Annotated in this window: 10 protein-coding genes; 7 read left to right on the top strand and 3 right to left on the bottom strand. The window is 67.5% G+C overall.

What is annotated here, in order from left to right; all coding sequences use genetic code 11:
• Positions 1–35 precede the first annotated feature (35 nt).
• Complete coding sequence (locus tag AB1L88_RS14775) at positions 36–1,007, bottom strand: MoxR family ATPase (RefSeq protein ID WP_367097532.1); 972 nt, start codon at positions 1,005–1,007, stop codon at positions 36–38.
• Positions 1,008–1,741: 734 nt separating this feature from the next.
• On the opposite strand from AB1L88_RS14775, the gene AB1L88_RS14780 reads away from it, so the two are divergent.
• From AB1L88_RS14780 to AB1L88_RS14790, 3 genes are all read left to right on the top strand, one after another.
• A complete protein-coding gene (locus AB1L88_RS14780) occupies positions 1,742–2,827 on the top strand; it encodes a hypothetical protein (RefSeq protein WP_367097442.1) in 1,086 nt (361 codons plus the stop codon).
• Between the two features lie 111 nt (positions 2,828–2,938).
• Positions 2,939–5,239 carry a DUF4159 domain-containing protein gene (locus AB1L88_RS14785; protein WP_367097443.1) on the top strand — a complete coding sequence of 767 codons (2,301 nt, stop codon included), beginning with the start codon at positions 2,939–2,941 and terminating at the stop codon, positions 5,237–5,239.
• 147 nt (positions 5,240–5,386) lie between these two features.
• A complete protein-coding gene (locus AB1L88_RS14790) occupies positions 5,387–6,862 on the top strand; it encodes a hypothetical protein (protein WP_367097444.1) in 1,476 nt (491 codons plus the stop codon).
• A 64-nt stretch (positions 6,863–6,926) separates the two neighbouring features.
• Here the strand turns inward: AB1L88_RS14790 and AB1L88_RS14795 are convergent, their stop codons facing one another.
• The gene (locus AB1L88_RS14795; RefSeq protein WP_367097445.1) at positions 6,927–8,315 is read right to left on the bottom strand and encodes a deoxyribodipyrimidine photo-lyase; all 1,389 of its coding nucleotides are present in this window, start codon (positions 8,313–8,315) and stop codon (positions 6,927–6,929) included.
• Between the two features lie 311 nt (positions 8,316–8,626).
• Here AB1L88_RS14795 and AB1L88_RS14800 point away from each other — a divergent pair, with 311 nt between their 5' ends.
• A complete protein-coding gene (locus AB1L88_RS14800; protein ID WP_367097446.1) occupies positions 8,627–9,772 on the top strand; it encodes a DUF1559 domain-containing protein in 1,146 nt (381 codons plus the stop codon).
• Positions 9,773–9,893: 121 nt separating this feature from the next.
• The gene (locus tag AB1L88_RS14805) at positions 9,894–10,346 is read left to right on the top strand and encodes a hypothetical protein (protein ID WP_367097447.1); all 453 of its coding nucleotides are present in this window, start codon (positions 9,894–9,896) and stop codon (positions 10,344–10,346) included.
• 39 nt (positions 10,347–10,385) lie between these two features.
• Here the strand turns inward: AB1L88_RS14805 and AB1L88_RS14810 are convergent, their stop codons facing one another.
• Positions 10,386–11,396 (bottom strand): hydroxyacid dehydrogenase, encoded by a 1,011-nt coding sequence (locus AB1L88_RS14810; RefSeq protein ID WP_367097448.1) that lies wholly within the window; start codon positions 11,394–11,396, stop codon positions 10,386–10,388.
• Between the two features lie 200 nt (positions 11,397–11,596).
• On the opposite strand from AB1L88_RS14810, the gene AB1L88_RS14815 reads away from it, so the two are divergent.
• Both AB1L88_RS14815 and AB1L88_RS14820 read left to right on the top strand, forming a co-directional pair.
• Entirely contained in the window at positions 11,597–12,538 is a 942-nt protein-coding gene (locus AB1L88_RS14815; RefSeq protein WP_367097449.1) for a rhomboid family intramembrane serine protease, read from the top strand.
• A gap of 50 nt (positions 12,539–12,588) precedes the next feature.
• The gene (locus tag AB1L88_RS14820; protein WP_367097450.1) at positions 12,589–13,815 is read left to right on the top strand and encodes a dolichyl-phosphate-mannose-protein mannosyltransferase; all 1,227 of its coding nucleotides are present in this window, start codon (positions 12,589–12,591) and stop codon (positions 13,813–13,815) included.
• Positions 13,816–14,036 lie beyond the last annotated feature (221 nt).

Consider the following 14,036-nt stretch of genomic DNA (forward strand, 5'->3'; position numbering starts at 1 on the left):
GGATCGAGCGGAGCTGAAGGCGCTTGCGATGGCGATCAGGCGGCGCCACCGCGGCGGTCGTACTTCGGCACGTCGGGCTCGCGGACTTCCTTGACGAGGCGGTTGATCAGGTCGTCGGGGCTCATCCCTTCGGCCTGGGCCTGGAAGTTGGTGCTGATCCGGTGGCGGAGCACCGGGACGGCGACCTTGCGGATGTCGTCGAGCGAGACGCTGAAGCGGCCGTCCATGGCGGCCATCGCCTTGCCGCCGAGGATGAGGTTCTGGCCGGCTCGGGGGCCTGCCCCCCAGTCGATCAGCTCCTTGACGAAGGCCGGCGCCTGCGGGTCACCCGGTCGGGTGGCCCGGACGAGCTTGGCGACATACTTGACCGCGTAGTCGGAGATCGGCACCGAGGTGATGAGCTTCTGGAGGTTCACGATCGCCTTGGCCGAGAGCACCTTGCGGAGCTCCGGGAATTCTCCCTTCGTCGTGGCCGAGAGGATCTTCTCCTCCTCCTCCTGGCTCGGGTAGCCGACCCGGATGTCGAACATGAAGCGGTCGAGCTGGGCCTCGGGCAACGGGTAGGTCCCTTCCTGCTCGATCGGGTTCTGGGTGGCGATGACGAAGAACGGCTCGGGCAGCTTCATGGTCTCCTGCCCGACCGTGACCTCGCGTTCCTGCATGGCCTGGAGCAGGGCGGCCTGGGTCTTCGGCGGGGTCCGGTTGATCTCGTCGGCCAGGATGATGTTCGAGAAGATCGGGCCGGGCACGAACCGGAACGATCGCCGCCCGGTTTCCGGCTCCTCCAGCACGTTCGTCCCGGTGATGTCCGAGGGCATCAGGTCGGGCGTGAACTGGATGCGCTTGAAGCCGACGTCGAGGATCCGGGCCATCGAGCTGACGATGAGCGTCTTGGCCAGGCCCGGCACGCCGACCAGCAAGCAGTGGCCCCTCGTGAAGATGGCAGCCAGGATCAGCTCCAGCACCTCGCGCTGGCCGATGACCGACTTGCTCAGCTCGGTGATCATCACGTCTCGGGAGTTACGGAACTCGTCGAGCAATTGCGAAATCCGGTCGCCGGAGCTGGCCATACGTCGAGGTCCCAAGGGCTAGGGAGAAATCGAGGGCAACGGGCAAGTCCCCGGCGCGATGAAACGCAAGAGACAATCCCAACGGACGGGTCGGACCATTGTAGAGGTCACGCAAGACCCGATTCAAGGACGGCATCACGGCCAAACCGCCTGCCTCGGAACAGGCAGCACTGCCTAGACCTCGGGCGGTTGACCTCGGCAGGGGCGTCGTCGGCCTGTGAGCAGGACCAGGGCCCCATCATGGATGGGCCATCGCGTTAACGGTTGCGAGGGCTGAGTTTCGGGCGGGCAGGCGTGGCGAGGCCGGGCCGTCGCTCCGGTATTCTCGCGGACCTCCTCGGGCCTTGGCCCGCTGATTGCGAAGAGTTTGGGCACCGGACGCGGGCCGACACCGGCCCTCGACCGGCTTGCCAGGCCCCGGTGTCGAGGGCCTGCTCCACGCCCGTTTCTCCCCGATTGGGCCAACGGAATCGGCCTGATCGCGGACCCTCCCGCCTGCCAGGTCGGCTGCCCGTCACTCCCCGGGCAGTGCGCCGGGCCCTTTGCCTGTTCCCCGCGCTCCTCCGCGAGGGACGGGCGAACCTCAATGTGCTTTCCCGCATCGCACTCCGCTCGCGGTGTCTGCAGCGGACCCTGCCCCAACCCCGCCTCGTCAGCTACGAGTGGTTTTCATGCTTCGAACGGTTCATTCGATGATTCGGCTCGCCTCGATGATGGCCATTCTCCTCTCGATCGGCGCGATTGGCCTCGGCAAATTCTCCCCCGACGGTTTCGGGAGGAGCCCCTGTTCGACCCACTTCCTCGGCGTGTCCACGTGCTATCGGGGGGCGGTGAACGAGGGGTTGCACCTGTTCGACCTGACCGGCGGGTCGATGCGATCGCTGCCGCTCGGCCCCCGGGAGGGGGTGGATTTGGCGAGCAGCTCTCCCTGGGTCGATGCCTGGGATCAGGTCCACGTGGCCGGCCGATGGAAGGTGATCGACCCGGAGTTGGGGCTGAAACAATGCGGCCTCACCCGCGTGGCGATCCCCTCAGGGGACGTGCTTGATCGCGTCTCCCTCGATCATTACCCGGTCTCGCCTCCCTGCTGGGGGGCCGGAACCACGGCCCGCGTCCTGTTCGTGTCGGGGGACGGCAATCTGTATCGCTACGATTTCGAGCCGATCGCCGGCTCCAGCGGACTTGGCCTCAACCCGGTCCGCTGGGATCTCGACTCACCCGGGACGGAGGACCTCCAGCTCATCGATGTCATGCGCCCCGATCGGCTCCTGGACCCCGATCTCCTGATCGCCACCGTCATGACCCGGCGCCCTCAGGGCGATCGAGACCGCGCGGACCATTACGAGATCTGGTGGCTCCGGCTCAGCGACGACGAGCAGCGCATCATCGATTGCGGGCCGATCACCCGTCCCGACCCGGCCGGGCTCGACGTCAGCCGGCGTCGCCCCTCGCTCGGCGTCCGGGGCGACGGGACGCTTTGCCTGGCATACCTGAGCTGGAAGGGGACCCCCGAAGACCTCTATCTCCGCGTCTTGCCGATTCGGCTCGACCCGGAGACCGGCATCCCGATCGCCGAGGCGACCCGCGGCCGGATCCTGGCCGATTCCTGCCTGAATCACGCCCCGGCGTTCGTCGATGGGGGGGCCTCCTTGCTCGTCCAGACCCTGCGGGATCGCACGCCGATCCCGCTCCGGATCCCGCTCGACGGCATGGCTCCTCCCCCGACCCTGACGGCATCGCGAGACCGGGAACCATGATCGACGCCGATCCGGCTCGCACCGGACGTTGACCCCTCGGTCGCGAGCGTCTACACTTGGACAGTTGTCAGTGAGGCGCTCGGGTCGATCCTGCAGGGAGGTCACGCGGTCATGCGAGGTTCCAGTCTTCGAGGAATCGGGCTGCTCCTGGTGGCCTTCCTGATCGGGGGGGGCCTCTGCCCGACGACCCCGGCGCGGGCACAGGTGACTTCGGAGCAGGTGGAGCAGGCGATCCGGGACGGGATTCGCTTCCTCAAGGGGGAACAGCGAGCCGACGGTTCGTGGCCGGAATTCAACCCCCGGTACGAAACCGGGACGACCTCGCTGGCCGCCCTCGCCCTGATGACGGCCGGGGTCCCGCCCGACGACCCCACGATCGTCAACGCCCTGGCATTCCTGGAGCAATACTCCGCCAGGCGCCTGGGCCAGGTCTACACCGTCTCCCTGCAGACGATGGCCTTCGCCGCGGCCGATCCCGACCGCTACCGCGTCCGGCTGAACGAGAACGTCAAGTGGCTCGAAGGCGCCCAGATCCTCCCGGAAGACCGGGTTGATGGGGTCGGCGCCTGGTCGTACACGATCCAGAAGGGGCAGTCGGCCGACAATTCCAATGCGCAGTACGCCCTGCTCGGCCTGAACGCCGCGGCCGAGGTCGGCATCCCCGTCGACGATCGGGTCTGGCAACTGGCCCGACAGTACTGGGAGCAATCGCAGCGGCTGAGCGGCGGCTGGGGGTACACGATGACCCCCAATAATCCCGTGACCGCCAGCATGACCACCGCCGGGATCTCCAGCCTGGTCATCACCGGGTTGCGTCGCATCCAGAGCCGCGAACTCCTGGTCGGCGACGAGATCCGCAATTGCGGCGAAGGGGGCATCAACCCGAACATCCAGCGGGCCCTCGACTGGATGGGGGCCAACTTCCGCGTCGACACGAACCTCGGACGCGGGATGACCTGGAAATACTACTACCTCTACGGCCTGGAACGGGCCGGCCGATTGAGCGGCCAGCGCTATTTCGGCAGCCACGATTGGTACGTCGAGGGGGCCGAGGAGCTGGTCCAGCTCCAGGACAAATTGCTCGGCAACTGGCCGAGGAACGCCGGCGAGGACAGCCCGGTCATCACCACCAGCTTCGCCCTCCTGTTCCTGTCGAAGGGCCGGGCCCCGGTCCTGATCAACAACCTCCGGCACGGCGTCGGGGACAACTGGGACATCCACCGCGAGGGGGTCCGGAACCTGGTCGAGGCCGTGGCCGAGGACTGGGGCACGCTGCTCACCTGGCAGTCGGTCAATCCCGACTTCTCCTCGGTCGAATCACTGCTGCAAGCTCCCGTCTGTTTCCTGAACTATCACGAGCCGATCGGCATGGGAGAGGATGGCAAGGCGAACCTCCGTTCGTACGTGGAGCAGGGCGGCTTCCTGTTCGCCGAGGCCTGCTGCGGCCTGGCCGAGCACGACCGCGGCTTCAAGGCCCTCGTGCAGGAGATCTTCCCCTCCGAGCAGGGCTACGAATTGAAGCCGTTGACCGAAGATCACCCGATCTATCGGTCGAGGCACAAACTGAGCCCCGATGTCGCGCCGCTCTGGGGGATCGACCTGGGATGCCGAACCGTCCTCGTCTACAGCCCCAAGGACCTGTCAGGGTTCTGGAACTTCATGGCGGCCCAGCCGGACAACCCCGCCGTCCTGCGAGCGACCCGGATCGGTGAGAACGTGATCGATTATGCGACCGGTCGCGAGCCGCCGCCCGACAAGCTCGTGCCCCGAGAGGTGATCGACTTCGAGCTGGAACTGCCGCGGCGGGGGGCCTTGCAGATCGCCAAGCTGCGGCACGCCGGCGGCTGGAACGTCGCCCCGCTGTCGATCCCGAACCTGACGACGATCCTCCGCGAGCGGGTCGGTTACGACGTGGTGATCAATCACCGCGACCTGCTGCCGACCGATCCGAATCTGATCAATTTCCCCCTGGTATATGTCCACGGCAATGCCGCCTTCAACATGTCCGACGCGGATGTCGACGCCCTGCGCGCCCACCTCGACCCCGGGGGCGGGACCTTCTTCGCCGATGCCGCCTGCGGCAGCCCCGCCTTCGACGCGGCCTTCCGGCGCTTCGTCGAGACCTTGCTCCCCGGCAAGGAGCTCGAGGTCATCCCCCCGGACGACGACCTCTACACCACCCGGGTCGGCTTCGACCTGTCGGACGTCCAGTACACCAAGGCCGCCGGCGGCGGTCAGGACCGACCTCGTCTGGAAGGGGTCAAGATCGACGGTCACTGGGCGATCATCTATTCGCCTTACGACATCGGCTGCGCCCTCGAACGCCAGCAAGGGCTTGATTGCAAGGGGTACACGCACGAAAGCGCCATGCGGATCGCGGCCAATATCGTGATCTATTCCACCTTGCCCTGATCGCGGACTGGGGCGTGACGCAAGGGCTTGCTGCGTCCTTGCGGTCCCCTTCCGCTCTGCTCGATACTGGTGCCCCTGAGGTCATCGGGCGAGTCGAGGTGCCTGCCTCGGCCGCCCGTTCGCATTGGCACTCGGGAGAACATCCTCATGCGACATGCAACAGGTCGAACCGTTCGAACGTGGATCGCGGTGATTCCGGCCCTGCTGGCGGCCGGATTCCTGGGCACCCTCCCTCGGCAAGGGCTCGCGGGAGAGCTTCGGGTCGGCACGGCGACCACCAGCATCACGCCCGATCGTCCCGTCCCGCTCTCCGGGCAGATGACGACCCGCATTGCCCGGGACGTGGAAAGCCCCGTCACGGCCACCGCCCTCGCATTGGAATCGCGGGAGGGAGACACGGTCGTCGATCAGGCGATCCTCGTCTCCTGCGACCTGGTCGCCATCCGGGAAGGGATCATCGAGCACGCCCGCGAGCAGCTCGAGGATCGTCTCCCCGATTTCGACCCGACGAAGCTCGTCCTGAGCGCCACCCACACCCACACGGCCCCGGTGATGGAAGAAGGCCGCTTCGACCTGCCCGATGACGGCACGATCATCTCCCCCGCCGAGTACGTCGCCTTCCTCGTCGATCGCATCGTCGAGGCCTCGTGCGAGGCCTGGCAGGCCCGTCGGCCCGCTGGAGTCGGCTGGGGACTGGGCCATGCCGTCGTTGCCCAGAATCGTCGGTCGGTCTATGCCGATGGTCGGTCCGTCATGTATGGCCGCACCGATCAGGATGACTTCGTCGGGATCGAGGGCTACGAAGACCACGGCGTCGAGGTCCTGTTCTTCTGGGACGAGGACGAACGCCTGATCGCGACGGCCATCAACGTCGCCTGCCCCGCGCAGGAGGTCGAAAGCCGGTCGGCCGTGAACGCCGACTTCTGGCATTCCGTGCGCGAGCAGCTCCGCGAACGCCACGGAGACGACCTTGCCATCCTCGGATGGATCGGGGCCGCCGGCGACCAGTCGCCCCACCTCATGATCCGCAAGGAGGCCGAGGAACGGATGCGGAGGCTCCGCGGCCTCGATCGGCTCGACGAGATCGCCCGCCGGGTCGTCCTCGCCTGGGAAGAGGCGTACGAAGGCGCCCGTCAAGAGATCGTCACCGATCCGCGCTTGGTCCATACGGTCAAGTCCCTCGAACTCCCGGCCCGACGCGTCACGGACGAGGAAGCGGCAGAGGCGGCCCGGCAGGTGGAGTCGCTTTCCGCCGACCCGGCCCAGAAGCGCCGGATGCTCTGGCAGCAGTCGGTGCTCGACCGCTTCGAGGAGCAAAAGGCCGGTGCCGTCGCCCCGTATGAGATGGAGCTGCACGTCATCCGGCTCGGGGACGTGGCGATCGCCACGAACCCGTTCGAACTGTTCACCGAGTACGGGATCCGGATGAAGGCCCGCAGCCCCGCCCTGCAGACGTTCGTGATCCAGCTCGCCGGGCCGGGGTCGTACCTCCCCACCCCCTTCGCGGTCCGGGGGGGCGGATACAGCGCGATCGTCCAGAGCAGCAAGGTCGGCCCCGAGGGGGGCGACGAGCTGGTCGAGCGCACGGTCGAGGAGATCAACGCCCTCTGGCCCGAGGACTGACCTCGCCGAACCTCGGCATCGGGCGGGGCGTGTCGGGCCGGGCCGGTTTGACCGCCCCGTCCGATCAGGATTCGAGCGACTGCACGCGGCGGATGTAGCCCTGCGAATCGAATTTCTTCCGCGTGCTTTCATAGCTCATGAAGCGAACGGTGCCGAAAATCGGCCGCTCGGGCCAGGGGCGGTCGTGCGTGCCGCCGATCGCCCACGACACGCCGACGTAGCCGTTCGGGTCCCGTCCGTCCATCTCGTAGCGGTCGTTCAGGTCGAGGGCGATGTCGAAAGCGGTCTCGGCGTCGGCGCTCCATTCGAGGATCTTCTTGGCCCAGTACATCCGAAGGTAATTGTGCATGCGCCCGGTCAGCACCATCTCCCGTTGTGCGGCATTCCAGAGCGGGTCATGGGTCTCCCCCGCCTCCAGCTCCTGGGCCGAGTAGCGGTGCGGGCGAGGGTCCTTGGCATGCTTGGCCAGGGTCTTGAGCGCCCACTCGGGGCAGCCCTCCAGCCGGTCGTAGTTCGGGTTGTGGGAGGCGAAATTGATGGCGAGTTCGCGACGGACGATCAATTCTTCCAGGTAGGCGTCGATGTGCTCCTGAGCGGCGCCGCTGTCCCTCGCCGCCAGGGCGCAGGTGATCGGGCTGATGTGGCCGAAGTGCAGGTGCGCCGACAACTCGCTCGTCATGTACGGGGTCGGCTCGTTCCGAGCGGTCGCATAGCGCGGCAGGCGATCGCTGACGAACCGATCCAGGCGAGCCCGGGCCTCGCGAGATCCGCCGCGATATCCCGGCACCTCGCCGATGCCGCCGACGTTCAACGCCTTCAGCAGGGCTTCGGGGTCGATCGCCTCGCCCCGGGGCCGCCGACGGCCTCGCCATGAGGTGTTCGCGACGCTCGGTGGCCCGAACGGCTGGAGGTACGTCTCCCAGACCCGATGGATCTTCGGCCGGATCGTCCGCGCCGCGTATTCCTGTTTCGGGAAGAGCGACGACGGCACGACCACGTCGCCATCGACGCAGCGGAACGGGAGGTCCACCGACTCGGCCACGCGGTCTCGCCAGTGTCGGCCGACCCTCAGCGGGTTCTCGTCTCCGATGAGGACCGCGGGCGAGACTTCCTGGCAGAGCGAGGCGATGACGTCGTCGGGCGAGCCAAGCCGCAGGACGAACGGCACGCCGCGGGCCTTCAGCCCTTGCTCGATTTCGGGCATGGCGTCGAGCAGGAAGCGGTAATGCCGACGCTGGGCTCCGGGATAATCCGCCGTCAAACCGAAGGCGGCCAGGACGGGGAGGTTCAGGGCGTTGCCCAGCGCGATGGCCAGGTCGAGCGCCGGGTTGTCCTCCGCTCGTTGCGAGCGTTGCATCCAGTAGACGACGCACGACCCTGCAGGCGCCGGCTCGCCGGGCCGAACGACCCGGACTCTCGGGTTGTCTTGCAGGAGACCTTCAATGCCAGCCACTTCCGCACCTCTCCCCGAGAAGCCCTCGCCGGCTGCCGGGCCGGATTCCCGCGACCCATCGATTGTAGGACCGGGGCAAGCGCACGTGTTGACAAAGATCGTCGAGAGGGGAGGGGAATTGACCGCGGCTCGTGTGAATTCACATAATTTTCATCACCTCTCCTGGATTCGACGTTTACAATGTTCGCGACCTGAGATCGCGGTCAAGGACGATCGCCCCGGCCTCCTCCCTCTCCTGACCTCGGGCGTCGTATGCCCGATCTCCCATCATGATCTTGAGCCCCGCTCAACCCTTCGAGGTTCCAGGATTGATGTCCTCCAGCGATCGTTCCGGCTATCGTCGCGGTTTTACGCTCATTGAATTGCTCGTGGTGATCGCCATCATCGGCGTGCTCATCGCCTTGCTCTTGCCGGCGGTGCAGTCGGCCCGAGAGGCGGCCCGACGCGCCCAGTGCACGAACAACCTCAAGCAAATCGGGCTCGGGCTGGCCAACTACGAGAGCAGCCACAACGCCTTCCCCCCCGGCCGGCTCCAGCCGGATCGGACCGATTCGGCCGGCAACCCCGTCACGTCTCGGTACACCAGCTACGCCTCGGTGCCGGGCAACTGGACCGGCAATATCGCCGTCCATGCCCACCTGCTGAACTTCATGGAGCAGACCAACGCCTATAGCGCCATGAATTTCTCGGTCGCGACCGCCAACCGCTTGACCACGGGGGGCGTGGTCTCCAACCCGAATTTCACCGCCTATTCGATCGCCTTCAATGTGTTCATCTGCCCCTCCGACGCGAACACAGGGCGAGTCGTGGGGGAGAACAACTATCGCTACAACTTCGGCGGCTCGCTGACCCACGGCGGCTCGGCGACCTGGGATAACAACGCCGAACGCACCGCCCCCGGCAACGGGGCCTTCACCTACGGTTCCGCCCTCCGCGTGGCCGACTTCAAGGATGGCCTGAGCAATACCGCGGTCTTCTCCGAGCGCGTCAAGGGGAGCGGCGCCAACCTCGCGACCACCCCTCCCACCGCGGCCGACATGATCACCTCTCCCCAGCGGCAGACCACCGCGGTGTCCGAGGCCGATCGCGACCTCCACTTCCAGGCGTGCGGCGGCTACGTCCCCGCTCCCGACGGCTTCCACTTCAATTCGATGGGGCGGTTCCTCGACGGCAGCGACTATGTGAACGGCTGGCCCACGGCCGCCTACTCCGGGTCGCTTTACAACCACGTCGCCCCGCCGAACTGGAAGGGGCAGGACTGCGGCATGGCCAGCGCCATCGCCGACGTGCCGGGCGAGCATGCCATCGTCTCGGCCCGGAGCGACCACCCGGGCGGCGTCAACGTGCTGCTCGGCGACGGCTCGGTCAAGTTCGTCAAGGGCACCGTCGACGTCTTCACCTGGCGGGCGCTCGGCACCCGCAACGGTGGCGAGGTCATCAGCGCCGACCAGTATTGAGCGTCTGGCCCCTCTCGGTCGTCCGAGGTTCCGGCCACGGCAACGCCCGGCCCAGGATCGATCCTGGCCGGGCGTCGGTGCTGACCAATCCCTGGTGCCCTTTCCCGAGATGAACCCCCTCATGCCCGCGTTGCATCCGATCTGTCCATTCCGAGCGATCCGATTCGCCCTGATCGCGTGCGTGCTCGCCGGTTGCGGCGGCCCTCGCGAGGTGAAAATCAACCCGGAAGACAACCCGATCTTCGGCCCCCATGACGGGCCGCTCGTGGCGCTCCCCGATGACGGCGGCTCGGTCGAGGTCGCCACCGAGCAGGTCGGCGCCCAGGCCCGCGTCGTGGCCTACTTCTACGCGGGGCCGGAGGGAAACACTCCGCTCGCTCCGGTCCCGACCGACGTCTCGGTGGATCTGGCCCTCCCTGGAGGGGAGGCCACGAACATTGTCCTGACTCCCGGCGGGGGCGACGCCCGTTTCGCCTCCAGTCCCGGGGATTATGTGTTCGACCCCTTCTTCGGGACGATCAACGCCACGGTGCAAGGGCAGCCGGTTTCCGTCCCGTTCCGCGCGGGACAGTGAACGAGCAGGCCCGATCGCACTCATACTCATCGAGCATCGTCACACCGTCGCACCAGCCCGCTTCGCCCGGTTGGCCGCGACGGTGTCCGGGTCGTTGTAGGGGCGCAAGGGAGCATCGCCGCGGAGCACCCGCACCACGTCCTCGGCCACCCAGGTCGCCATGTTCTTCAGGCTCTCGATCGTCTGCGCCGCGCTGTGAGGTGTGAGCATCACGTCGGGCCGGCCGATCAGCGGGTGGTCATCCGGCGGCGGTTCCTCGGCGAAGACATCGGCCCCGTAGCCCCAGAGGCGTCCCTCGTCGAGGGCCTCGGCGACCGCCTCCTCCTCGACGACCGGGCCTCGGCACGTGTTGATCAGGATGGCGTCGGGCTTCACCAGTGCCAGGGCCTTGCGATCGATCATCCCCCGGGTGCTGTCATCGAGGGGGACGTGCATCGTCACGTAATCCCCTTCGCGCAGCGCCGTCTCGAAGTCGACGCGGGTCGCCCCCGCCTCGGCCTCGACCTCGGTCGGCGCGGGCACGATGTCGTTATAAAGAACCCGCATCGAGAAGGCCGTCCGGGCGATCCGACCGACGACCCGCCCCACGTTGCCGAAGCCGACGATGCTGAGCGTCTTCCCCTGGATGTCTCGGCCCATCAACTTGGTCCGGTCCATGAACCGCCCTTCCTCCAGGGCGATCATCTGCTGGGGGAAGTGCTTCGAGAGGCCGATCATGAACGCGAAGACGTGCTCGGCCACGGCCTCCTTGTTCGCGCCGGGGGTCGAGACGACGAGGATGCCCCGCTCGGTCGCGGCGGGCACGTCGACGTGATCGACCCCGACGCCGTGCCGACCGACGACCTTCAATTGCGGGCCGGCGGCGTCCATCAAGGCCGCGTCGATCCGGCCGTAGGTCCGCGTGACGATCGCGTCGGCACCGGCGACCTCGCGGTGCAGGATCTCGGGATCGAGCGACGAGGTCATCACGACCTCGCCGGCCTCGTGGAGCAGGTTCATGCCGTCTTCGTGCATGTGGGTCATCATGAAGATGCGGGGCCGGTCGGGCATTGGACTTCGATCGCTCGGCATGGTGGGGAATCGGGACGGGTCCGGTTTCGAGGGCTCTACCTTAGCAAAGCACAATCGCCGCGGCCACGGAGGGGACCCCTCACGCGTCCTTTCCTCGCGATGAATTGGCCCCCGACCGGGGATTTCGTTACCATAGGTGCACCCACAAAAAGCCCGGTGTGTCGTTAGGACGGTTACTCATGCGCCAGATCGGTTCGCTGCCCGAAGAGCAGGCCCTTCGCTTCGCCGATTACCTGCTGACGCTGGGCATCACCTCTCGCATCGTCGAGAGTCCCGGCGACTGCGCGATCTGGATCCATCGCGAAGACCAGCTCGATCCGGCCCGCGACGAACTCCGCAAGTTCCGTGAAAACCCGAACGCGCCGCGCTATCTCGACGCCCGTCGCGAGGCCGAGGCCGTTCGACGCCGCCGGGAGAAGGAAGAACGCGATTACCAGCGCCGGACGGTCGACCTCCGCAACCGGCTCCGGGGCACCGCCTCGCTCGGGCCGATCACCCGGGGGCTGGTCACCGTCTGCGTCGCCCTCTTCCTGATCAACTGGTTCGTCTATCGGGGCAATGCGCTCTCCCCCCTCCAAAACGCGCTGTATTTCTCCGAGTGGTATGTCACCGAAGACCAGCAGCTCGCCAACCGAGGGCTCGAACCGATCGCCGAAGGTCAGGTCTGGCGCCTGATCACCCCGACCCTGATGCACGGCAATCTGATCCACCTGTTCTTCAACATGTATATGCTCGTGATGCTTGGCGGGGCCGTCGAGCGTCGGAGGAGGGGGGGGGAATACATGGTCCTCCTCCTGATCGCGGCGGTCTTCTCCGACCTGGCGCAGTTCTTCCTGCCCGACCTGTTCACGGTCCCCACGGCTCGGGGGCCCGATCGCCCGTTCGTGGGGATGTCCGGGGTGCTGTACGCCCTGTTCGGCTACGCCTGGATGCGGGGCAAGTACGACCCGAACTCGGGCCTGCAACTGCATCCGCAGACGGTCATCCTCCTGCTGGCCTGGCTGGTGCTCTGTGCCTTCAATCTGCTCGGGCCGATCGCCAACACGGCACACGTGGCCGGCCTGCTGGCGGGCGTCGGGTTCGCCTTCGCCTCGATGGCGCGTGATGGGGTCTTCCGGTGAGTCGGCTGAGATCGAAGCACGGCTCCGAGTCCCGTCGCGGATTCCTCGCCGTGGCCTCGCTGATTCTCCTCATCGGCCTGGCATTCCGGGCGGCCTTGATGCTCTCATTCCGCCTCGAACCCCCGGGCGATCCCGACAACTATCTGCCGCTCGCCCGGTCGCTGGCCGACGGCCAGGGCTTCCGGATCGCCGATCGGCCGACCGCGTACCGCCCCCCGCTCTATCCGCTCGCCCTGGCGCCGGGGGTGGCCGGCCTCGGCCTGCCCGCGACGGCCTGGGTCGCCGCGTTGCACCTGATCTCCGGCGCGGCGGCCATCACCCTGACCGGCCTGGCGGCTCACCGGTGGGGATGTCCCGACAGGGCGACGGCCCTGGCCATGCTCGTCGTGGCGATCGACCCGGTCCTCGCGTCCCAGACCCGGGGGGTGATGACCGAACCCCTGGCGGCCGCCCTGGTCGCGGCCCTGCTGGCGTCGGTCGGCCCCGTCGTGGCGATCGGCGGGGCCTTGCGGACCGGCCTGCTCGCCGGGCTCGCCGCCCTCTGTCGTCCCAGCCTGCTCCCCGCCTCCCTCCTGATCGTCGCGGCCCTGGCCATCCTCTCGCCGGGCCGATGGCCTCGCCGGGCGTCCCGGGCCGGCATCATGCTGGCGGCGCTGGCCGCGACCATGGCACCCTGGGCCATCCGCAACGCCCTGGTCCTCGGTTCCCCCGTCTGGACCACCACGCACGGCGGCTATACCCTCTACCTGGCGAATAACTCTGCCTATTATGACGACGTACTTGCAGGCTCGATGCCCGTCTGGACCGGGGCGAATCAGGCTCGCTGGTTTGCCGAGGTGAACCGACTGGCCGACGGCATGCCGGAGCCTCAGGCCGACCGCTGGTTCCGCCGACAAGCCGTGCAGGTCATGCTCGATCGCCCGGCCGAGGCGGCCCGGGCGTCGCTCGAGCGGATCGGCCGCTTCTGGGCGGTGGCCCCGTCCTCGGCCGTCTACGGCCGAGGGCTCCGGTGGCTGACGGCGGCCTGGACCATCCCGGTCTGGGGCCTGCTCGGGCTGGGCCTGCTCCGGCGATCGTCGTGGCAATGGCCTCGGGTCGCGGCCCCGTTGGCATTGCTCTCGCTGGCCCTGGTCCATAGCCTTTACTGGACCGATCTCAGGATGCGAGCCCCGGTCGTCCCCGCCATCGCCCTGATCGTGGCCGGGGTCACCGCCCCGAGGGGGCCGGGCGCCCCCGTCACAGTCGACCCCATGCGCCGTAACGTCGTGGGCGGTTGAGCCGAATCCTGCCCCCTCTGGGAGGCCTCCCCGGGCGGATTGGGGGGCCTTCGCCGATCGCGAGGCATGGTACGATCGCCCGCCCTGCCTTGCGAAGCCGGCGGGGGAGTCGGTTGCGTCGCCGACGGCGATTGGTCAGACTCGATTCCATCGGCGCTCAAGTCCTCCGCCCTGGGACCGTTGGGCCGGTCAGGGGCCACCGATAGCCTGTGTCCAGTCAG

The sequence above is a fragment of the Tautonia sp. JC769 genome (genome assembly GCF_040717455.1).
Classification (GTDB): domain Bacteria; phylum Planctomycetota; class Planctomycetia; order Isosphaerales; family Isosphaeraceae; genus Tautonia.